Annotated in this window: 22 protein-coding genes; 14 read left to right on the forward strand and 8 right to left on the reverse strand. The window is 40.6% G+C overall.

The features are described from left to right. Window positions 1-791: 791 nt before the first annotated feature. Window positions 792-1538, reverse strand: coding sequence for a YebC/PmpR family DNA-binding transcriptional regulator (locus tag ACFIJP_RS01815; RefSeq protein WP_005774608.1), 747 nt, complete (start codon window positions 1536-1538; stop codon window positions 792-794). A gap of 367 nt (window positions 1539-1905) precedes the next feature. Between ACFIJP_RS01815 and ACFIJP_RS01820 the strand changes: the two genes are divergently transcribed. The 14 genes from ACFIJP_RS01820 to ACFIJP_RS01885 all read left to right on the forward strand — a co-directional run bounded on the left by ACFIJP_RS01820 (window position 1906) and on the right by ACFIJP_RS01885 (window position 14176). Further along, window positions 1906-2601, forward strand: a complete 696-nt coding sequence (locus ACFIJP_RS01820; protein ID WP_375625266.1) for a DUF1013 domain-containing protein — start codon at window positions 1906-1908, stop codon at window positions 2599-2601. Between the two features lie 201 nt (window positions 2602-2802). After that, window positions 2803-3324, forward strand: coding sequence for a peptidoglycan-associated lipoprotein Pal (gene pal, locus ACFIJP_RS01825; RefSeq protein ID WP_375625267.1), 522 nt, complete (start codon window positions 2803-2805; stop codon window positions 3322-3324). A 52-nt stretch (window positions 3325-3376) separates the two neighbouring features. Continuing rightward, window positions 3377-5149 (forward strand): tol-pal system protein, encoded by a 1773-nt coding sequence (locus tag ACFIJP_RS01830; RefSeq protein ID WP_375625268.1) that lies wholly within the window; start codon window positions 3377-3379, stop codon window positions 5147-5149. An 18-nt stretch (window positions 5150-5167) separates the two neighbouring features. Continuing rightward, the gene (gene tilS / locus ACFIJP_RS01835) at window positions 5168-6655 is read left to right on the forward strand and encodes a tRNA lysidine(34) synthetase TilS (protein WP_375625269.1); all 1488 of its coding nucleotides are present in this window, start codon (window positions 5168-5170) and stop codon (window positions 6653-6655) included. A gap of 114 nt (window positions 6656-6769) precedes the next feature. Beyond that, window positions 6770-8920 (forward strand): ATP-dependent zinc metalloprotease FtsH, encoded by a 2151-nt coding sequence (ftsH, locus tag ACFIJP_RS01840; protein ID WP_375625270.1) that lies wholly within the window; start codon window positions 6770-6772, stop codon window positions 8918-8920. Between the two features lie 545 nt (window positions 8921-9465). Beyond that, window positions 9466-10839, forward strand: a complete 1374-nt coding sequence (gene glmM, locus ACFIJP_RS01845; protein WP_375625271.1) for a phosphoglucosamine mutase — start codon at window positions 9466-9468, stop codon at window positions 10837-10839. Window positions 10840-11186: 347 nt separating this feature from the next. After that, complete coding sequence (locus tag ACFIJP_RS01850) at window positions 11187-11315, forward strand: hypothetical protein (protein ID WP_375625272.1); 129 nt, start codon at window positions 11187-11189, stop codon at window positions 11313-11315. Between the two features lie 302 nt (window positions 11316-11617). Continuing rightward, entirely contained in the window at window positions 11618-11740 is a 123-nt protein-coding gene (locus tag ACFIJP_RS01855) for a type II toxin-antitoxin system RelE/ParE family toxin (protein WP_375625407.1), read from the forward strand. 10 nt (window positions 11741-11750) lie between these two features. Continuing rightward, window positions 11751-11996, forward strand: a complete 246-nt coding sequence (locus ACFIJP_RS01860; RefSeq protein WP_375625273.1) for a HigA family addiction module antitoxin — start codon at window positions 11751-11753, stop codon at window positions 11994-11996. A 196-nt stretch (window positions 11997-12192) separates the two neighbouring features. Further along, on the forward strand, window positions 12193-12381 hold the full coding sequence (locus ACFIJP_RS01865) for an antitoxin VbhA family protein (RefSeq protein WP_375625274.1): 189 nt from the start codon (window positions 12193-12195) through the stop codon (window positions 12379-12381). Next, on the forward strand, window positions 12368-12631 hold the full coding sequence (locus ACFIJP_RS01870; protein ID WP_375625275.1) for a hypothetical protein: 264 nt from the start codon (window positions 12368-12370) through the stop codon (window positions 12629-12631). The genes ACFIJP_RS01865 and ACFIJP_RS01870 overlap by 14 nt, the downstream gene beginning before the upstream one ends. After that, window positions 12582-13157: a Fic/DOC family protein gene (locus ACFIJP_RS01875; protein WP_375625276.1), complete on the forward strand. Its 576-nt coding sequence runs from the start codon at window positions 12582-12584 to the stop codon at window positions 13155-13157. The genes ACFIJP_RS01870 and ACFIJP_RS01875 overlap by 50 nt, the downstream gene beginning before the upstream one ends. Further along, window positions 13058-13891: a BID domain-containing protein gene (locus ACFIJP_RS01880; RefSeq protein ID WP_375625408.1), complete on the forward strand. Its 834-nt coding sequence runs from the start codon at window positions 13058-13060 to the stop codon at window positions 13889-13891. Before ACFIJP_RS01875 ends, ACFIJP_RS01880 begins: the two co-directional genes overlap by 100 nt. An 84-nt stretch (window positions 13892-13975) precedes the next feature. Beyond that, a complete protein-coding gene (locus ACFIJP_RS01885) occupies window positions 13976-14176 on the forward strand; it encodes a type II toxin-antitoxin system RelB/DinJ family antitoxin (protein ID WP_375625277.1) in 201 nt (66 codons plus the stop codon). 836 nt (window positions 14177-15012) lie between these two features. Here the strand turns inward: ACFIJP_RS01885 and virB11 are convergent. From virB11 to ACFIJP_RS01920, 7 genes are read right to left on the reverse strand one after another with little or no spacing between them, the layout of a single operon-like run. Continuing rightward, window positions 15013-16065 carry a P-type DNA transfer ATPase VirB11 gene (gene virB11 / locus ACFIJP_RS01890; protein WP_375625278.1) on the reverse strand — a complete coding sequence of 351 codons (1053 nt, stop codon included), beginning with the start codon at window positions 16063-16065 and terminating at the stop codon, window positions 15013-15015. A gap of 17 nt (window positions 16066-16082) precedes the next feature. Beyond that, entirely contained in the window at window positions 16083-17252 is a 1170-nt protein-coding gene (gene virB10, locus ACFIJP_RS01895; RefSeq protein ID WP_375625279.1) for a type IV secretion system protein VirB10, read from the reverse strand. A 27-nt stretch (window positions 17253-17279) separates the two neighbouring features. Next, window positions 17280-18134: a P-type conjugative transfer protein VirB9 gene (virB9, locus tag ACFIJP_RS01900; RefSeq protein ID WP_375625280.1), complete on the reverse strand. Its 855-nt coding sequence runs from the start codon at window positions 18132-18134 to the stop codon at window positions 17280-17282. A gap of 2 nt (window positions 18135-18136) precedes the next feature. Beyond that, entirely contained in the window at window positions 18137-18808 is a 672-nt protein-coding gene (locus tag ACFIJP_RS01905) for a virB8 family protein (protein WP_375625281.1), read from the reverse strand. After that, window positions 18805-19092, reverse strand: coding sequence for a type IV secretion protein VblB7 (locus ACFIJP_RS01910; RefSeq protein WP_375625282.1), 288 nt, complete (start codon window positions 19090-19092; stop codon window positions 18805-18807). Before ACFIJP_RS01910 ends, ACFIJP_RS01905 begins: the two co-directional genes overlap by 4 nt. Before the next feature lie 6 nt (window positions 19093-19098). Next, window positions 19099-20022: a type IV secretion system protein gene (locus tag ACFIJP_RS01915; RefSeq protein ID WP_375625283.1), complete on the reverse strand. Its 924-nt coding sequence runs from the start codon at window positions 20020-20022 to the stop codon at window positions 19099-19101. 26 nt (window positions 20023-20048) lie between these two features. Beyond that, window positions 20049-20453: an EexN family lipoprotein gene (locus ACFIJP_RS01920; RefSeq protein WP_375625284.1), complete on the reverse strand. Its 405-nt coding sequence runs from the start codon at window positions 20451-20453 to the stop codon at window positions 20049-20051. Window positions 20454-20606: the final 153 nt, after the last annotated feature.

The following is a 20606-nucleotide window of genomic DNA, read 5'->3' on the forward strand; positions in this document are numbered from 1 at the left end:
TCCTCTTCGATCTAGTTTGCGAAGAGTCTGGACTCTTGTCAAGGGTGTTTTTCTGCTGCTCTCTGAAGTGTTTTATTTAAGTACGCTGTTGTTTTAGGTCTGAATATTGACTGATCGGTAATAGCAAAAGGAAAGATTTTTAAGTTAAATGACGTTATTTTATGAAACATACGACGCCATAAAGTTAATACTATAAAGTCAAAAATTTATCCGCAACGGATTAGAGAAATATAACGGCTTTTTGTACAATACTTTGCTAAACAATCAGCTCTGGCTTTCCATTTGCTTATTTTTATTCTGTGTTTTTGTCAAAACACTGTCATTTGAGGTGCGGGGATATAAGGCATATAAACCTCCTTGAGATATTTAAGTATTTTTTTAAGTGCGTGGCGAATATTTAGGGGAGTGTGTATTTTATGAGCAGTAAGTTTCAAGTGAATTCCATGGGTGATTCGTCATAGAAATACGTCAAGAAAATCCGAATTGTTTACAGACCGGATCATCTTCATTACTTGAGGGTGGGGAGGTTAATCTTAAAGAACAAAAAGATCAAATAGAGAGGGGCTATAGGGATAATCTTTGGGGTATGTAAGAAAGGCCTGAGACTAAAGAGTTTTTTATGTTTTATTTTTTGGTGATGTTTTCTGGAATTAATGGCGGTTTTCTTGTTGCACCAATGGTTAGTCCCCGCTATTGACGCGGGGTTTTTATATGTGCGGATAAAGAGGAGAGCTGACAGATGCTTTTGAAGCTCTCATGAATGAAGAGAGGGCTTATGCAAATGGTGGGAATTATACAGATAATTTTGCCAAAATCTCATCGCTGACATCAAAATTGGCATAAACATTTTGTACATCATCATCTTCTTCTAATGTTGAAATCAGCCGTAAAACGGACAAAGCTTTTTCTTCATCTATTGGTGCAAGGGTGGTGGCTTTCCAAATCGTTTTAATCGATTCTGCTTCACCAAGTTTTGCTTCAAGAGTTTTGGAAACTTCACCAATATCTTCAAATGCGCAGGTAATATGATGTCCGGTTTCTTCTGATTGCACATCTTCGGCACCGGCTTCAATCGCTGCATCCATGATGTTATCGGCTGTTCCTGCTTCTGGCTTATAGATTATTTCACCAATCCGATTAAACATGAAACTGACCGATCCTGTTTCTCCTAGGGCTCCTCCTGATTTTGTGAAGGCGGCGCGCACATTTGAAGCGGTCCGGTTGCGGTTATCGGTTAAAGCTTCAACAATGACGGCAACGCCGCCTGGTCCATAGCCTTCATAGCGTACTTCATCATAATTTTCGACATCGGTGCCTGAAGCTTTTTTAATCGCGCGTTCAATATTATCTTTCGGCATCGATTGTGCTTTGGCATTTTGAACAGCCAGCCTTAAACGTGGATTCATGGCTGGATCAGGAGCACCTTGTTTTGCTGCTACGGTAATTTCGCGCGCAAGCTTAGAAAATATTTTCGAGCGCATTGCATCTTGACGCCCTTTACGGTGCATAATATTTTTAAATTGTGAATGGCCTGCCATAGTTTTCCTTCCTATTTGAGGGCTTTCTTTCTAGTTGGATACTCTTTAGAATTTAAGACAATAAAATACGCATCCCACCAGAATAAATGTGCCACAGCATGAGGTGAAATAATCGAATAAACCCTTTATAAGAAAATTCATCTTAAAGGTAAAGACACCTTAGTTGAGGATCATTACAAGAGAGATCTCTTGTCGTTGGGAAAAAATAACGCTATAACAGAATGTAATCTCATGGCAAAATGGTTTATTCCATGCCTCGCTTTGTTTTAGGAGTGGTTGGAGAGACCTAACGTATAAAAAGTTCTAGTGCTCTTGAGTGGGCGGTAACCGGCCTCATAGGAAGAGGCGCAGAAGAGGATTTATAAAAATGGCAACGCAACTTTTGATGCCCAAAGCAACAGCTGTTTGGTTGGTTGATAATACAGCTCTTTCTTTTGATCAGATTGCAGAATTTTGTAAATTGCATGTCTTGGAAGTAAAAGCTATTGCTGATGGTGATGCGGCTTATGGTATTAAAGGTTTAGATCCGATTAGTTCTGGACAATTGACGCGCAGTGAAATTGCACGGGTGGAGGCTGATCAAAACGCACGCTTGAAAATTTCTCAATCTAGGGTGCATATTCCTGAAAAAAAACGAAAAGGGGCGCGCTATATCCCTCTTTCTCGACGCCAAGATCGTCCCAATGGTATCCTATGGTTGGTCACGAACCATCCGGAGTTGAAAGATGCACAAATTGCACGGTTGATTGGGACAACAAAAGCGACAATTGAACAAATCCGCCTTAGAACCCACTGGAATAGTGCAAATTTGGTTCCTCTTGATCCTGTAGGACTTGGTTTGTGTTCGCAAATCGATTTAGATTTTGAGCTCCAGCGTGCAGCGAAAAATCGTCCTGTTGCTGCAGAAGAAGATAGGTCGTTGCTTCCCGCTTCTGTGACGGAAAACGCTGACCTAGAGGAAAATGAGAGTGAAGACAATCTGCATAAGACTTTTGATGCTGATAAAGTTTTTGCAAAGCTGAACGCACTGCAAAAAAATCGTCAAGATCAAGATGATGCATAAAAAGCCATGACGTATAAGGAAAACATTTCTTATGGAAATGTTAGAGGAATGGCTGGAGAGAGAAAATTTGGCAGAGACTCAAAAATAAAAATGATGACCAAAAAAATAGAAAAATTTCGTCTTCATTAGGAATTAACGGTTATTCTTGGAAATCTTTTTAAGAATTTACCTTTCTTTATGACACTCAAGGAGAAACGGACTATGCGCTCTACCAAAAAAAAACTCTCTCATTCTTTAGCTATCCTCTTTCTTTTCTCACTATGCCTGGGTGGGTGTGGCAAAAAAAATGTCGGTGCACTTAACGGTATGAATGGCGCTTATATGAATGATGCTGGTTTGAACCAGGTGTCACCAGGCTCAGGACAAGAATTTACGGTTAATGTGGGTGATCGCGTGTTTTTTGGTCTCGATTCTTCTTCACTTGATGCTGATGCTGAACGTATTTTAACGCGCCAAGCAGAATGGTTGCTTCATTATCCTTATTATTCTATTATGATCGAAGGTCATGCTGATGAGAGGGGAACACGTGAATATAACTTGGCACTTGGACAGCGCCGTGCTGTTGCTGTGCGAAACTATTTGGTGTCTCTTGGTGTGTCTGCACAACGGATTCAAACAATTTCTTACGGAAAAGAAAGACCTGTAGCAGTATGTGATGATATTTCCTGTTGGAATCAAAATCGACGTGCAGTAACAACGCTGAGTGACATGAATAGTCATTAAAAAGAAGATTGTTTGTTTCAACTATTTAATAAGCTCTTAAGGGGAAAAAAGAATGTATCGTAAAATCAATTGGAAAACACTCTTTTATATAGCGGTTTTCATAGCTTGTTCTACTTCACTTGTTCAAAGTGCGGCACGAAAGGCTTCCGAATATCCTGCACATGATACGGATAAAGTTGATGCAGTCGATAAGGCATCTGATGCGGAGGAAAAAGCCACTGACACTGTTGATAAGGCTATTGATGCTGTGAAGACAGCACCTGAAGCAGCTGATAAAGCAGCATCTAGCGTGGAGGAAAAAGCCACTGACACTGTTGATAAGGCTGTCGATGCTGTGAAGAAAGCACCTGAAGCAGCAGATAAAGCAGCATCTAGCGCGGAGGAAAAAGCTACTGACGCTGTTGATAAGGCTATTGATGCTGTGAAGACAGCACCTGAAGCAGCTGATAAAGCAGCGTCTAGTGCGGAGGAAAAAGCTACTGACGCTGTTGATAAGGCTGTCGATGCCGTGAAGACAGCACCTGAAGCAGCAGATAAAGCAGCATCTAGTGCGGAGGAAAAAGCTACTGACGCCGTTAATAAGGCTATCGATGCCGTGAAGACAGCACCTGAAGCAGCTGATAAAGCAGCATCTAGCGTGGAGGAAAAAGCTACTGACGCTGTTGATAAGGCTGTCGATGCAGTGAAGAAAACACCTGAAGCAGCAGATAAAGCAGCGTCTAGTGCGGTGGAAAAAGCTACTGACGCTGTTGATAAGGCTATCGATGCCGTGAAGAAAGCACCTGAAGCAGCTGATAAAGCAGCGTCTAGTGCGGTGGAAAAAGCCACTGACACTGTTAATAAGGCTATTGATGCTGTGAAGACAGCACCTGAAGCAGCTGATAAAGCAGCGTCTAGTGTAGTGGAAAAAGCCACTGACACTGTTAATAAGGCTATTGATGCTGTGAAGACAGCACCTGAAGCAGCTGATAAAGCGGCGTCTAGTGTAGTGGAAAAAGCCACTGACGCTGTTGATAAGGCTATTGATGCAGTGAAGAAAGCGCCTGAAGCAGCTGATAAAGCAGCATCTAGCGCGGTGGAAAAAGCCGCTAGTGTTGTGGAGCACCAAGGGATTATTTTAGAGAATCAACAGGCTTTATTTAAAGATTATGATTTAGATAAGCTTTTGCATAAAATACGAATGGTGCTTGAGCATAACAATCTAAAAAATGTTAACAAGCAGTTTCATGGACTTTTTGATCAAAAAGCCTCTTCTGTTTATTCTTGTTCTTTTGAAAAGTCCGCTGTGGATGAAAAATCTCAGACTGTAAAAGAAGAGATGGAGCAGGACCATAGTGCAGGTGATCAGACACAGGTTGCTGCTGTGGAAGCTAAGGTGGAGAGCCATGATCATGAAAACACTAAACATTTTAAAAAAGCGCATGAAGTAAGTGCTCCAATTGAAGCATATCAGAGTGACAATCTTTCTTCTTCTAAAGCTTTGTATAAGGAAGGGTATGATTTTATTCGTTCTGCCAACTATGTTGATGCTGAAAAAAGCTTTTGCGCTTTTCAAAATCGTTACAAAAAAGATTCTTTGAGTGATGATGCTTTATTTTGGTTGGCTGAATCTTTGTTGGGACAAAAACGCTATCATGAAGCAGCGCAAGTTTATCTTACCGCATGGTATGCAGATAAAAAGAAGCTCTATACCTCTGAGATTTTGCTGAAATTAGCAAGAAGTATGGTCGCTCTTGAGCCAAATAAAGACGATTGTGCTCATTTTGTGAAAAAATCAAAACGTCAAAACACACTAGAGTCTATTTTTTGTAAACCTGCAGAATAAATAGCGAGGTCGTTTTCGGTGTGCGTTAGACTGGCAAGAAATCTCTTTAAAACATCGGATTTTATTCAATGTCAGAAGTTGATTCTTGCCGTCTCAGGGGGGAGTGATTCTTTGGCTTTGATGCTTTTGGTCAAAGAGCATTTGGAAACTCTCTCAGTTCCTCCAGAAATGATTGTTGTCACGGTTGATCATCAATTGCGTAAAGAATCGACGCGTGAAGCAGAAACTGTTGCGAAAATTTGTCGCGTTTATCACATTAAACATATCGCTGTGCGGTGGGAAGGCGAAAAACCAAAGACGCATATTGCTTCCAGTGCTCGTGTTGTACGCTATGATCTTTTGGTTAAAGAAGCACAAAAACAAGGTGCATCAGTTATTATGACGGGCCATACACTCAATGATCAGGTTGAAACCTATCAAATGCGTTATCAACGTCTCCAAAAAAATAGAGGTGCATTGCACGGTGAAGTTGGTGCCATGCGTGATGAGGTTTATTCCAGTGGTTTTGCCGGTTCTTTGCGCGGTGAAGCCGAGGGTATACATGATGAGGATCATGCCAGAGAAACGAGAAAAAATATTGCCGAAAAAAACTATGGTCTCCTCTATGAGCGTGGTTTATCCTGTATTCCGCGTGAAGCGTTGTTGCATAGAAAAGTACGTTTGATTCGTCCACTCCTTGGTGTAAAACGCCAAACATTACGGAATTATTTACGCTTACAAGGACAAACATGGATTGATGATCCAACCAATGAAGATCGCAAATTTGAGCGTGTGCGCGTGCGTCAATCTCTTCATCCTGAAAAATTGGCTTATATTGCTCAAAAAATAAATGAAGCCGCATTGCAGCGTCGTCAACAAGCGAAAAATATCGCTGATTTGATCTTAGCGCTGGATATTACTGTTCAACATGGGCGTTGTTTCATAGCAAAGCCTGCGCTATTTTTACAGAAACATTCCAGTTTTCCTTTTGTGGTGGGGCTCTTTGCGGTGCTGATGGGAGGGGGATTTTATTTACTTCCCAATCAGAAATTAAGCATGCTTGTTCAAAAACTCTGTCTCGATTCTCCAGAAAAGAAGCGTTTTACTTATGCGGGCTCTGTTATTGAATATAACAAGCACGGAATTTCTTTGTGGCGTGAAGGGCGAAATATGAAAGAGGCTATCGTTGAGCCAGATAAAACTTTTATATGGGATGGGCGTTATCAGATCACAAATCATGGATCTGAGGCTATAAAGGTTGGAGCCGCAAATTTAGAACAGCTGAAATTTTTATTAAAAAATAGCGATTTTGAGCTTGAAAAGCCTCATTTTCCCTCTTTACAATCGCTGCTGATGATCTCAAATCACAAAGGGTATGATATTCCAGAGTTGATTTCTCAAGCAGTTGTTCATAAACATGTTATAATCAAGCGTATTATGGCACCTTTCGATTGGCTTTCTTCACGAGAAGATGCTGCCTTGGTAAATGTTGTGGAACCTTTTTTTAATATTAAGGTGAAAAGATAAAGGAAAATTACTCTAAAAGAAAATAAACAGCTTCTCATCTCTTGGCAAGGGGCTGACAAGGTTATATGTTAAGGGGAACTGTTTGAAATCTATATTTGATTAAGTGGGCTGAATATGAATTCCAATTACCGCTCTCTCCTTATTTGGGGAGTTATTGCCTTCATTTTGATTGTGTCGTTTTCTCTCTTTAATGGAGATAGTCAGCGTTCTGGTGGTGGAGAAGTCTCCTATTCTGAATTTTTGCAAAAAGTTGAGAATAATGAGTTAAAATCTGTGACCATTCAAGGTCAAAAATTAACAGGACAAACCATTGAACATAGAACTATCTCAACCTATGCTCCTCGCGATCCAGGTTTGATACAAAAATTGGAAAGCAAAAACGTTAATGTTAAAGCTGTTCCGGAAAGCTCTGGAAATAGCATTTTCCTCAATCTCCTCTTTTCCTTATTGCCTGTTATTATTATCGTGGGGGCGTGGGTCTTTTTTATGCGGCAAATGCAAAATGGATCACGCGGTGCAATGGGATTTGGGAAATCAAAAGCAAAATTGCTTAATGAAGCGCAAGGACGTGTTACCTTTAAAGATGTTGCTGGCGTTGAAGAAGCAAAGCAAGATCTTCAAGAAATTGTTGAATTTTTACGCGAACCACAAAAATTTCAACGCTTAGGGGGGCGTATTCCACGCGGTGTTTTGCTTGTTGGTCCTCCTGGAACCGGTAAAACTTTGCTAGCACGTTCTGTGGCAGGTGAAGCCAATGTGCCATTCTTTACCATTTCAGGATCTGATTTTGTTGAAATGTTTGTTGGTGTTGGGGCGAGCCGTGTGCGCGATATGTTCGAACAGGCTAAAAAAAATGCACCTTGTATTATTTTTATCGATGAAATCGATGCTGTTGGACGTCATCGGGGGGCTGGACTTGGTGGTGGAAACGATGAACGTGAACAGACCTTAAATCAGTTGCTTGTCGAGATGGATGGGTTTGAGCCCAATGAAAGTATTATTCTTATTGCCGCAACAAACCGTCCCGATGTGCTTGATCCCGCTTTGTTAAGACCAGGGCGTTTCGACCGACAAGTTGTTGTGCCAAATCCTGATGTTTCTGGGCGTGAACAAATCTTGAAAGTGCATGTGCGCAACGTGCCTTTAGCACCTAACGTTGATTTGAAAATTTTGGCAAGGGGAACACCAGGATTTTCCGGTGCAGACCTGATGAATTTGGTCAATGAAGCTGCTCTTATGGCTGCGAGCCGTAATAAAAGAGTTGTCACGATGCAAGAATTCGAAGATGCCAAAGATAAGGTGATGATGGGGGCTGAACGTCGTTCAACTGCTATGACACAAGAGGAAAAAGAACTCACTGCTTATCACGAAGCAGGGCATGCTATTGTGGCTCTTAATGTGCCAGTTGCTGATCCTGTCCACAAAGCAACAATCGTTCCAAGGGGAAGAGCATTGGGAATGGTGATGCAATTGCCTGAAGGCGACCGCTATTCCATGAGTTATCGGTGGATGATTTCTCGTTTGGCCATTATGATGGGTGGACGTGTGGCTGAAGAATTAAAGTTTGGAAAGGAAAATATCACATCCGGTGCTTCTTCTGATATTGAGCAAGCAACTAAACTAGCACGCGCAATGATCACACGGTGGGGATTTTCTGATCTGCTTGGAAATGTAGCTTATGGCGATAACCAAGATGAAGTCTTTTTGGGTCATTCTGTTGCGCGAACACAAAATGTCTCTGAAGAAACAGCGCGCATGATTGATATGGAAGTGCGTAAGCTTATTGATGATGCCTATAAAAATGCGACCAACATTTTAAAAACAAAAAGAAAAGAATGGTTTGCTTTGGCACAAGGTTTGTTGGAATATGAGACTTTAACGGGAGCTGAAATTAACGAAGTTATTGCAGGAAAGCCTCCTTCACGCACACAGAAAGATGAGAATGCTGCGCCACGGGGATCTTCTGTTCCAAAAACTGGAAAAATGAAGACAGAGACAACAGTGGAAGATGAAAAAAACGCTAACACAGCGCCTCATAAAGTAGAGATCAGTAAACTAGAGGCAGACAAAGCAGAGGGAGTTGTTGGGAAAAAAACAGCAAAATCCGGTAATGTTGAGCCTAAGGAGGCTCAGTCTAATGAAGTCCGATCGGATGAGACTGAGAAAAAAGCGCAAAGCACAAAAGGTACCACAAAATCAGTCAACCGCTCTAAAAGTAATGCTGAAAAGAAGTCCAATACTGCGGGAGATGATAAAGAAAAATAAGAACTGCTTAATAACGCTTGAGTAACGATGTTTTAGGAAAACTTCTAAATTCTTTGAGAAAGGCGCAAGCAAAGCTTGCGCCTTTAATGTAATATTTGCAAAAATATGGAAGCAAAAAATTAAGCAAAGCTGTTGTATGATGACAGTTTTAGCAGGCGATAAGGCGAGGTGGTATTTTCCTTTACTGATTTAGCAAGGTGTGAGGTTGGCGATAGATTTCCTTACGGATTTGATAAGGTTAGAGGTTAGGTGCTGGGGTTTTTTACGGGTTTAGCAAATGTGTGAGATTATCCTTTGGTTGTGTTCAGGAGATGTGTAAAGCATTTTGAGGAGATACTATTGCTTTTATGTGTGAGGGTGTGAACATAATGGGTTGAGAGGGGTTTAGATGTGTAGATGATGAATAGGATTCTTGATTGTCTAAATGCATGAAGGTTTAGATCAATGATCTGATTTTATATGGGGAGGGGACTATTGTACCAAGGGGGCTTGTTAGGGTTTTAAAGAAAAGCCAAGGGAAGAATTATATATTAAAGGAAAGAGGCATGGTGCAAAAATATTTTGGTACAGATGGAATTCGGGGGAAAGCCAATTCATTTCCTATGACACCCGATTTTGCCATGAAGGTGGGGATGGCTGTAGGGGTTTTATTCCGCTCACAACATCAATCACGTCGTGTGGTGATTGGTAAGGATACACGATTATCTGGCTATATGTTGGAAAATGCTTTAGTTTCAGGGTTGACTTCTGCGGGGATGGAAGCTTTTTTATTGGGTCCAGTGCCAACACCTGCTGTTGCAATGCTTTGCCGCTCTTTGCGAGCGGATCTTGGGGTGATGATTTCTGCTTCTCATAATCCGTTCTATGATAATGGCATTAAACTTTTTGGTCCTGATGGTTTTAAACTTTCAGATGATATGGAAGCTAAAATTGAACAATTGATCGATACAGATCTTTCAAAGTCTTTAGCAAGTTCTGCTGAAATTGGTTATGCAAAGCGGGTTGAGGGGGATATTTATCGTTATATTGAATATGCCAAACGAACCTTGCCGCGTGATGTTCGCTTAGATGCTTTGCGTATTGTTGTGGATTGTGCCAATGGGGCTGCTTATAAAGCTGCTCCCCGTGCTTTATGGGAATTGGGGGCTGAGGTTTTTGCTATTCATGATGAGCCCAATGGTACCAATATTAATCAAAAATGTGGATCAACCGATTTAAGCTCTTTAAAACGAAAAGTGCATGAAGTGCGTGCTGATGTGGGGATTGCTCTTGATGGAGATGGAGATCGTGTTCTCATTGTTGATGAAAAAGCACAAACGGTTGATGGAGATCAGTTGATTGCTGTAATTGCTGAAAATTGGCATAAAATGGGACGATTACGGCGCAATGGTGTTGTCACAACGATTATGTCAAATCTTGGACTGGAGCGTTTCTTGCACAGTAAAGGATTGCACCTTGTAAGGACAAATGTTGGAGATCGTTATGTTGTCGATGCTATGCGCCAAAAGGGATATAATGTGGGTGGTGAGGCTTCTGGGCATATTGTGCTCAGTGATTTTGGTACAACGGGTGATGGCTTGGTGGCTGCATTGCAGATTTTAGCCTGTATGAAGGAAAGTCAAAGTCCTATGAGCCAATTGTGTAAACGGTTTGAACCTGTACCGCAAATTTTAAAAAATGTAACGATTAAAAATAAAAATGTTTTGAAAAAAAATCCGGTCAAAGCGGCCATTGATCAAGCAGAGAAGCGGTTGGGAAAAGAGGCACGGCTGGTGATCCGTGCTTCTGGAACTGAGCCGGTTATCCGCCTTATGGCTGAAGGCGATGCACGAGAAGTATTGGACACAGTCGTGACAGAGTTGATGGATGTTATTATTCATCATGATGTACGCATGGGTACTGCACTTGAGGAATCTTGAATTTTTTGAGAAAATTATCAGATTATCTTTTGATAAAGATCTTATTGTAATGTGGGATTTTGGCAATTACAAAAGTTGTGATTATTAACTATGTGAGTGATGTAATAACGGTAATGGATATTCTATCTACTAATCAATTAAATAAAAAAGAGAAAAATAGAGTTCTAATAAATATAACGCGTAGAGTGTTCTATAGTTCGTAAGATATTTAAAATATACCTTTTTTGATTTTCCTTTTTCTTTTACTTATTCGTAAACCAGTTATTATTTTAACAGAGTTTATAGCAGGGGGGATTTATTAGTCTTATTCATTCTTTTTACTGGATATACAGCGGGGGCAGATCCTTATGAACATCAAACAGCAATGGGTCATTGGTTATATCGTCGTTATGTTTCTAAGTGCAGCTGCCAATTGGGGATATGATGCGCTCCTATTACGTTTAGCTCCTCCTAATTATGAACTTATACTTTTCTAATAATGAGTAGAATAATGAGAGAGATGAGAATGAGCAATTTTTTCACGACAGTTCTAATGTTTATAAAGTAAAAAAAGCCCTGTGGTATAAAAATAATGAACGTTTTTTGTATCTTGTAGTGTTACAGGCTATATTAATTTATGATTTTAGGATTTAAATATAAGAGGATTGAATCCTGCTATAATACTGGTACGACTAAAGGGATTAGAACTGCCCATGCTCAAAAATTGAAGCGTATTCTGGGTGTTTTTGAAGTTGCTATATCGCCAAAAGATTTGAGTTATCCGTCTTTTTGATTACATCTGCTAAAAGGCGATTTCAAGGATTATTGGTCAATTACTGTAAATGGAAATTGTCGTGTAATATTTCGCTTTGATAGCATAGATGTCGAAATGGTTGATTATCTAAATTATCATCAAAAATGAGATCTAAATAATGATGAAGAATCCTTCACATCCTGGTGAGTTATTGCGTGAAGATGTGATCAAAGAGCTTGGTTTATCCGTTAATGAAGCAGCAGAGTGGCTTGGTATATCTCGTGGAGCACTTTCTAGAGTTTTAAATGGAAAAGCCGCTATGAGTGCTAATCTTGCTATTAGGCTTGAAATGTCTGGTGTAAGCACAGCACGTGCTTGGCTTGCTATGCAAACAAACTATGATTTATCAAAAGCAATTTTTTAACAACAGTCTCATGATAAAGAACGCATAAAAGAGCTTCAAATGGTTGTTAAATTTTTGCAACAAAGACATGTGGAAGAGCAAAATAACGCGATAGTGCGGATAAAGGCAAAAGATGTGACACGGTAAGATAAGGCAATAAAATCTTGTTTCTGTAGTCTGCTTGGCTATAATAAATATAAGCAAAGGAGGGTTTTATATGTTGAGTGAAGAGGAAATTAAGCGACGTCGCTTTGCTGCTAAAAATGCATTGGCAAGCCAACGTTTAGAGGGATTAGAGCCAGATCCAAAAGTCGTTGAGCAAATGGAACGTGTTATTATTGGAGAGCTTGAAATAAGTGATATCATCAAAGATTATATGGAGCGGGTAAAACGTGGGGAAGTATAAGGGGAGCGGTGATCCTTATACTGATCATGAAACTGGTGTGATGTATAATCGGCTTGGTATTAAAGACAAAGCCACACTGCAGCGTGTAGAATCTACGATTTCTTATGTAAAATCTTTCGAATTTGTACATACTCCTATTGGTGGTAAGTTTGATCTGAATTACATGAAAGAGATTCATAGAAGACTGTTTGGTGACATATATGAATGGCGCGGGACAAGTTCGTTTAGTGGATATTGCCAAAGGCAATAGTATGTTTGCTAGTTATAATCAGATTGAAAGTTATGCACCGAAGATTACACAAAAGCTTGCAAAAGAACAGTATCTGCGTGGTCTTGGCGCTTATGACTTTAGCCAAAGGGCTGGGTATTACATGGGCGAGTTGAATGCGTTGCATCCGTTTCGAGAGGGGAATGGGCGCACTCAGCGCGAATTTATGGTGCAACTTGCTTGTGAAGCTGGTTATCGTATCAACTGGAAGGGTATTGAGCGACAAGAAATGACACGTGCGTCAATTGAAGCACATTTTGGTAATTCAGAATATCTGTCTGCACTCATCTATAAGAACCTTACCAAGTTTACAGAAAATAAAAGGGATGATGTTTCTCAAGGTATTGGCAAAAATATTGCTTTTTGCATTGATCTTAATAAAGAGTGCTTGGAACAAAAAAAGAGAAGATTGAAACTCCTTGGGATAGAGAAAAGACAGCTTTTAGCAGACTTCAAAAAGAAGAACTTGAAGTTGAGCAATCGCAAAGGGATGTTAATGCTACGTTAAAAGCAACAGAAAAAGCTCCATACCTTGCTGCTTATACGGATAACTCTAATCTAGAACAGAAGGTGCTAAGCGCTCTTAGGAATGAAAAATCTTATGTTAATATGTTTAAGGAGTTAAACAGTCGTTTAGCATTTATTTATAGAGATCCACAAGAGGCTGCGCTTAGGATTGAGCAAACAATTTTAGCAGGTAAAGGCGATAAATTATCTGATATTTTGGAAAGGGAACCTGATAGAGCAGGAGAACTGCGTGGGTCAGATCGTTTTATCGATAAATTGAAGGCTACAGGAAAAGAACGAAAAGAAGCGCTTTACAATGTTCCTCTTGCTGTCTCTACTATGAGAGCGCTTCAATCCTTTTATAAGAATTCTTATGAGAGACATATAAATAGGCTTACACGGGAGCGTGAGCGATTGAAAGTTGAAGTCCCCTCACTTTCACAAGAAGCAGTGACTTTTATGAAAAATGTTGAAGCTGGTCGTGATAGTTATTCAAAGATACCAGAGCAGATCAATCAAGAGTTTTTAAAGCTACAAAGTGCTTTAGATAAACGTTTTGGACATGATGCCATTCATAAATATGGTTTTGATTTATCAAAAGTGGTCCCCAAAGAACAGTCTCATGATAAAGATTGCATAAAAGAGTTTCAAATGGCGGTTAAATTTTTGCAACAGAGACAACAGGAGAAAATCAACGCAATAGCGCGTGCAAGATCAATAGATATGATACGGTGAGGGCAAGGATAAAGCCTTATGCTGTATAAGCCCTATTAAGCGATATGACAAAAGAGAGGTACTCAAAAGGTGTTTAATATAGGTGTGACAAAAGATGTTGTACGTGCCTGCATAGATAGGGCGTTAAAAAAATCCGGTGAAATATTAGCAAATTTAGGACTTACGGTGTCTGATTTCATCCGTATTGCTTTGACAAAAGTTGTTTATGAAAAGGGATTGCCATTTGATATGTATGTTCCTAATGCGGAAACGCTTAAAACTTTTGAGAAAAGTGATAAGGGTTAAGAGATATGTATTGCTAAAGATAAGTAAGATTTGTTTCATCATTTGGATATTTGATATTTTTGATCATTCACTTCAAATTAGCTTTTAATTTACATCATTATCGTTATGGGTGTTTTCCGTATATTGAATGATGTATGCAAACCGTGATTGAAACGGCAGCTTATTGAATTTCTGCAAAAGAAGAAGGCATATCGCTTGAAGAATTATTTGATATTGTTTCTTTTATTGCTACTCATCCAGATGCTGGTGATTTTATGGAAGGTACGGGAGGGGGAAGCCAAGGAAAGTTAGGTTTTAAAGCATAAGGGGTAAAAGTGGGAGATATAGGGTTATACCCTTTTTTGGTGGTCAAAATATTTCGGTGTTGATCGAAGATGTGTACAGTCAATTATCTTGGGGAAATTTGATAAAATCAGAAAGGAATGCGTGGAAGAAAAATTTAACTGCGCTTCTCGATGAATATCGAAAAGAATAATAATGGACAAGGCACATAAAGCAGGATCTCGTATATTACAAGGTGCTCGTGAAGCTTTTGTCTGAAGCTAAAGGTGAAGTGGATACGAAATTTGGTATCTATATTCCTGCAAATGTTGATGTCAAAAAAATCAGAAAAAATATTGGGTTATAGATATCATTTTCGGCACGTTGTGGTTTTTTTGTGGGGCGCATGCGTGATTGGGAATGGGGATGATATTTTTACTTCTTTTTGCTTTCAATTCATTGAAAATGAACTTGAAGCTATGGTGGTAATTTAGCACGCGATGATATCCGCGGCTTATAATCGTGTTTTTAAGAAAGCTCTATTGGTATAAAAGGGGTGTGAGGGTCGCGTTTTTTTAGAAAGCATCACGGCGTTTGAAAGGGTCGTAATAGATTTCTGTTACACGAAATTTTCCTTCGAGGCGTTTGCATTGGATGATGACATCTATCATCGAGATTAATAAGCCGCGGATATCATCGCGTGCTAAATTACCACCACCGTCACTTTCTTTGACAAGAAGGGTCATTTGTTCGAAGGCTGCAAGTGCTGTTGAGGCGTGGACGGTTGTAATGGAGCCTGGGTGACCAGAGTTGACATTACGGATATAGTAAAAGGCTGTACCATCACGCAGCTCTTGTAGAAGGATTCTGTCGGGGCGCATGCGTAAGCCTGATTCAAGCAGTTCTTTTGCGCCTGCTTTTGCTAAGCCTTGGTTATCTTTTGAATAAAAAAGTTGGACTTTGTTGGCGTGCGGAACGACAAGTTCTGGCGTGTCTTCAATGGTGAGAATTCGTTCATAGTCAGGGATTTTTGCAATTAAAGCTTTGGAGAGGGTTGTTTTCCCAGAACCGGTTTTGCCCGATATTAAGATATTTTGTTGTGTAATAACGGCGCGTTCTAAAAAGGTGCAAAAATCTTTGGCGATAAAGAGATCTGTTAGCTCTTTGTCTGTATCAGAGAGTTCGGATAACCGTTCTGTCATTTGTTGTGTGGGTGTGAAACTGGTGTTTTGGGCAACAGAAAACAGATTGTTTTCATGTAAACTTTCAAGAGAAAAAGTGCGTGATGAAGGTTTACGAATGGTCATGCTAATGGTATTGGCAGCAACTGCTGGAGGCATAACAATTTGTATGCGTTCGTTGTTTGGCAGTGTTGCGGAGAGAACGGGGTTTTCTACACTGATTTTTTGTGTTGTGTAGGCAGCAACAACTTTTGCAATCCCTTCTAGTTCGCTGTAGGTTAGTTCTTTTACGATGTGGGTTTGCCAACCATTGGGACCCTCAACGATTACTTCGCCGGGGCGATTGATGACAATTTCAAATAAATTTTCATCATTAAGGAAGTCATCTAAGATCTTTAATTTTGTTAAAACGATAGAGGCGCGTTCTGCATTTTTTGCTGAGGGCATAATGTGACTTTATTGGCTTAATGAAAAAAGGAATAGCTGGTAGTAGAGCGGTTTCTTTTGCTCTTTACGACTAGTTTATAGACAGATGAAAAATCGAGATCTCTTGCTACAAAGATGTTGACGAGTTCGCCTTGAAATTTTTCTAGGGTAGGGGGGATGTTGATTTGATTTTCAAGGGCAATATTGGCGGCTTCTTTTCCAGTGTTGTTTGCGCCTTCAAAACCACCGCCTCCAGCATTGTTGGCACCTGCGTTGGAATTGTTTTTTGTTTTATTTGTTAGGGCGGTTGTGGCACCATCAATAACGGTGAGTAAAAGGGAAGAGCCAAAGCGTTCCCACCAATGGGTGTTGATGTTGCCATCAAAACCGGCTCTGCCTAAACTGTCGGTTGCTGGAGAGGCAAGGGGAATGATAACACCGGTTGGGGTTTTTGCTCTTGTCCAGAGCACAAAGAGGCGAGATTGACCTTGTTTTATTCCACCGCGGTATTCTCCAACGACTTGGGTTCCTTTATCAAGCAAAACAACGCGCCCATTGTCAGAGAGGATATCACGGTTGATGATGCAGCTTGCAAAGCCTGGTTGGTCGCTGTTTAATGCCGTTTCTAAGATACAGGGGATAGAGGTTCCCATGGCGATGATAAAGTTTCTATTGCCGATGAGTTTTGCTTTTGTTTCTTCTGTTGTGGTGGGTTTTAAAAGGGTTGCAAAATTTTGTGTGTTTTGAAGGGCAGGAGAATTTTGCGCATTCGCGAGATTTTCAAGGGCATGGAATTTTTCAAGGGGGTTGAGAGTGGTGTTGACGATGTCTTTTAATTGCGATTTAGAGCCTTTGGCAAAAGCGAGAACAGGGGCGCGTCTTGCGGCATCAAGTAGTGGGTCATCTTTTTTGGGTTCTTGTGCGAGTGGTTGTGGGGGTGGTAAGGTTATTGGCGCTATGTTGGCGCGCGGGTCAGAGGGCGCGAGCTCTAAAGGGGCGAGGGAATTGTGAAAGTTTTGTGCTTGTTTTTTATGAGCTTTTGCGGTGTCTTTTTGTTCTGTGGGGGTGGATAAGATGTTCCAGAGCACATAGCCGCAGATTCCTATACAGGCTATTGCGACAACTATTTTTTTGCCGGCGGTTTTGGCGCTATTGTTTTTGCCATCCCCAATAGATCCGCGATCTTCGATGATTGGTTTATCACTCATGTGTTGTCCCCTTCAATTCCCGCTTATTTAAAGATCTGATGCAACTTTACGTTCAACAGATGGTGAGGTTGTTCCGGTATTTGGATTGGTGCCTTTTGGTTGATAGGCTTCGTTAAAGACGCATAGGACGTTTTTTCCCTGTCTTAGGGTGAAGCGTGCGCTAATGGCATGGACAATCACCATGTTGCCTCTCGTGGTTTTGGGAACCAGCGATTCTGTACCGTCATTGCTGACAATGTAAATGGCAGGGATTTCTTGGTTGTCTGGAAATGTAAATGTTGTGGTTTTGCCATTGTCATAAACGGAGGAGGGTTCGAGCACGCTCGATCCTTGAGCGGTGTAAGCCCAATTGCGTGGTCCGTAGGTTTCAGAAGCGTTGAAGACATTATCGATACGCTGGGCTTGTTGTTTTTCTTGTCGCATAAGGGCTGCGAGTCTTCTTTGTTCTGCTTCTTCTTGTGGGTAGCGAAATTTCACAAGGAAATATGTTTCTTGTCCAGATGAAATTTCTCCATCTTTGACCATCAGTTCAAATTGATAGGAGCGCTTTGAGCCATCAAGCTTTGTGGTGACGACTTGGAGATTGGTAATGGGTTGGACTTCCCGCGCTTTTAGGAAAAGAATATTGCCAGCGGGGGCGACTTCCCATGCAACGCTGTTGCCAATTGCTACATGGGCAATTTCTTCATTGGGAGAAAATTCTATTTGTACCGATGAGCGTATGGAGCCAATAATTTTTGTGACATTATAGGCATCATAGTTGATAAAGCGAATGCGGCTATCGCTTGGCGCGCGGGTGGGAAAAATACTGGCATGGCTTATCGGTATAGGAGAGAGGGTAATAGCGATGTTAAGAATGAGAAAAAGAATTTTTTTTGTCATGATCAGTTGACCACTTCCGGATCGGTTCTATATTCATTAACAATAAACCCTAGAGGATTTATCAAACGGTTTTGGACAGAGATAGGGGCATTGATATATTCAAAGGTAAGTGTTGCAACCCAGTGGGTGATGAATTCTTTGTTGTTGTCTTTGTCGTGAATGGTTTTGTAGTAACGCACTTGGGCGACATTGTCATTGATAAAGGAGATTGATTTTATTGTTATTGTAACGGCGGCGTGTTTATAGAGAATTTGAGGACTTTGGGGATTTCTTGCTCCATACCAGCTGGCAAATCTTTCCTGTTCTTCTGAAGAGGAGAGGAGGGAGACGGTTTGGAAATTGTGTTGTGTTTCTTCTGTGGTGAAGCCTTCACGGGAGCGGACATATTTTGCAGCAAAGTAGCGTGTGATTGCTTCGTCGACATTGGTGGGACCTTCTTTTAAGGCTTCCACAACTTCGGTGATGCCGGTTGAATTGTCTACACGGATGACAAAAGGTTCCACGGTTTTAAGGGGCGTGAGGGTGATGACTGCGAGAGAAGACAGTATTGCAACAGCAACCGCGATGCCGGCAATGGCAAGCGAGACGCGCGTGGTGCGGCGTGAGGCGAGCATGCGATCTTGATCGAACGAGCGCGCTTCAGCAATGTATTGTTCTATGTCTTTTTCTTTCATGCTTTTTGCCCGCAATTTTTGTAAGATTTGATTTCTTCATCCGTTAATTTTTGTGCCAGAAGCGTTTCCAGCTTCTCTTCTTTTAGGGTTGAAGGGGTGTTGTTACTAATGATAATGGGCGTGGGCGTGGGTTTTTTCCCTTCCCAATTCCACATTGATCTGTTGAGTGGACGTTTAGAATATCCATCACATTTTGGGAGTGACTTCAGTGTGTTTGGTGAAGACATACAGCCACTGAGAAAGAGAAATGGTAAGATAATCCCAATTTTTTTAAATTCCCGCATTTGAACTTAGCCTTCCTTTTTTTTCGAGAAGAGTTTTTTTAGACCATGAAGTATAGCCTTAGCACCTTTACCTGTTAGTTGAGCCGTTGTTTTAGCGACTGGTGCTGAGCCTGTAAGGGAGGCTCCCCCAGAGGCTAAAGCTGATGCGATATCAGGGAGTCTGAGGAAAAGGTAAATACCACCAAGACCAACAACCAAGAACTGAATTAAAGTAGTGAAGATATTTTTAATATCTCCTGAAAAAACTTTCATTGAAATGTTAACATATAAACCACCAAGCAGCACGACTAACACATATAAAATAATGAAGTTTGCAACTTGCCCTAACCATGCTTCTGTGAATTTTCTGGTTGAGGAAAACATATAGAGGCTTATGAAGAGTGGTCCTATTGATAGGACAAGAAACAAACCCAATTTAGCAAATAATGAAACAACAAAACCGACTAGACAAAAAAAGGCAGCAGCAACTAGGCAGATAAAACCAGCAATCCATGTCGCGATATACATCCCCATTTGAGTCAGACCTGTGTATTGGTTTGCTGCGTCCAAAACCTGTGCTCCAGCTTGGTTCATCATATTGTCCCATACATTTCGATCCACATGTGCACCTTGTGTGACATTTGCAATGGCATTTGGCAGATCATGGAAAAATATACCACTGACCCACTCATTATAAACATCGGCCTTTGTGGCAAGTGAAACAACGATGCCGAGTTTAAAAGTTGTCACTATAAATTCCCACAGAGGCATGGAAGAGCGCCCATAGATGATATTGTAGCCCATAAATATAATGTAGATTGTACAAGATAGCTTAAGCGGAGCACCTAAGCTTGATGAAAGATGGGCAATGGCGTCATTCATTGTCTTTGTAAGGGGATCCATCAACATATTGTCTATCTTAGTGAATATGCCTTTGCTTTCTACTGCCATTGAGATGCTCCGCTCTTCATTATGTCTTAATGGTTATTTTGTTGTTCTTCTGCCGCTCTCTCTTTTGCTCTTCGTTCTTCTTCAGCGCGTGTTTCCGCTCTTTGTTTTTCGAGTATTTTTTGAGTCTCAGCCTCCCTTTTTTCAAGTCTGGCTTTTTGTTCAGCTTCAAATTCTTCATATCTTTTGCGATTTTCTTCTGCAATTTTACGACTTCTTTCTGCTTCTTTTGCTTCATATTCTTTCTGAAGTTCTAAAAATGCTAACCGCATGTTTTCACAATTTTTTGAAGTTCCTGCAAATCCACATTTCGCATCCCACTCGAAGCGTAAATTTTTATCTTTTTTAAATTCTGCAACGCTATAGGTTTTTTCACACCCAGCAGCGATAAGCCCTGTGCAAAGTAGCAATGTTGTTATGAGAACTTTATTCATCAATATTTCCCCTTTTTCCTTTCAGTTTTACAAGTTTTGAGCACAATCTTTAAATTATGCTAGGTTATCGGTTTTTTATAACCAGTGATGATAAATCTAGAGCACAGACATAATCTTGCCATAAATCTATTGTATAGTCTGTAAGGTTCTTTA

Origin of the sequence: Bartonella sp. MU37NMGALS, assembly GCF_042194015.1 — a bacterium.
Lineage (GTDB): Bacteria > Pseudomonadota > Alphaproteobacteria > Rhizobiales > Rhizobiaceae > Bartonella > Bartonella grahamii.

Bases quoted from the DNA above. Each gene is read 5' to 3' on its own strand.
- ACFIJP_RS01860 (WP_375625273.1), top strand. From the start codon at position 11,751: ATGATGAAGAATCCTTCACATCCTGGTGAGTTATTGCGTGAAGATGTG.
- pal (WP_375625267.1), top strand. From the start codon at position 2,803: ATGCGCTCTACCAAAAAAAAACTCTCTCATTCTTTAGCTATCCTCTTT.
- ACFIJP_RS01915 (WP_375625283.1), bottom strand. From the start codon at position 20,022: ATGGCAGTAGAAAGCAAAGGCATATTCACTAAGATAGACAATATGTTG.
- ACFIJP_RS01920 (WP_375625284.1), bottom strand. From the start codon at position 20,453: ATGAATAAAGTTCTCATAACAACATTGCTACTTTGCACAGGGCTTATC.
- ACFIJP_RS01815 (WP_005774608.1), bottom strand. From the start codon at position 1,538: ATGGCAGGCCATTCACAATTTAAAAATATTATGCACCGTAAAGGGCGT.
- ACFIJP_RS01905 (WP_375625281.1), bottom strand. From the start codon at position 18,808: ATGAAAGAAAAAGACATAGAACAATACATTGCTGAAGCGCGCTCGTTC.
- ACFIJP_RS01910 (WP_375625282.1), bottom strand. From the start codon at position 19,092: ATGCGGGAATTTAAAAAAATTGGGATTATCTTACCATTTCTCTTTCTC.
- virB10 (WP_375625279.1), bottom strand. From the start codon at position 17,252: ATGAGTGATAAACCAATCATCGAAGATCGCGGATCTATTGGGGATGGC.
- ACFIJP_RS01850 (WP_375625272.1), top strand. From the start codon at position 11,187: ATGAACATCAAACAGCAATGGGTCATTGGTTATATCGTCGTTATGTTT.
- virB9 (WP_375625280.1), bottom strand. From the start codon at position 18,134: ATGACAAAAAAAATTCTTTTTCTCATTCTTAACATCGCTATTACCCTC.
- glmM (WP_375625271.1), top strand. From the start codon at position 9,466: ATGGTGCAAAAATATTTTGGTACAGATGGAATTCGGGGGAAAGCCAAT.
- ftsH (WP_375625270.1), top strand. From the start codon at position 6,770: ATGAATTCCAATTACCGCTCTCTCCTTATTTGGGGAGTTATTGCCTTC.
- ACFIJP_RS01820 (WP_375625266.1), top strand. From the start codon at position 1,906: ATGGCAACGCAACTTTTGATGCCCAAAGCAACAGCTGTTTGGTTGGTT.
- ACFIJP_RS01875 (WP_375625276.1), top strand. From the start codon at position 12,582: ATGAATGGCGCGGGACAAGTTCGTTTAGTGGATATTGCCAAAGGCAAT.
- ACFIJP_RS01865 (WP_375625274.1), top strand. From the start codon at position 12,193: ATGTTGAGTGAAGAGGAAATTAAGCGACGTCGCTTTGCTGCTAAAAAT.
- virB11 (WP_375625278.1), bottom strand. From the start codon at position 16,065: ATGCCCTCAGCAAAAAATGCAGAACGCGCCTCTATCGTTTTAACAAAA.
- ACFIJP_RS01830 (WP_375625268.1), top strand. From the start codon at position 3,377: ATGTATCGTAAAATCAATTGGAAAACACTCTTTTATATAGCGGTTTTC.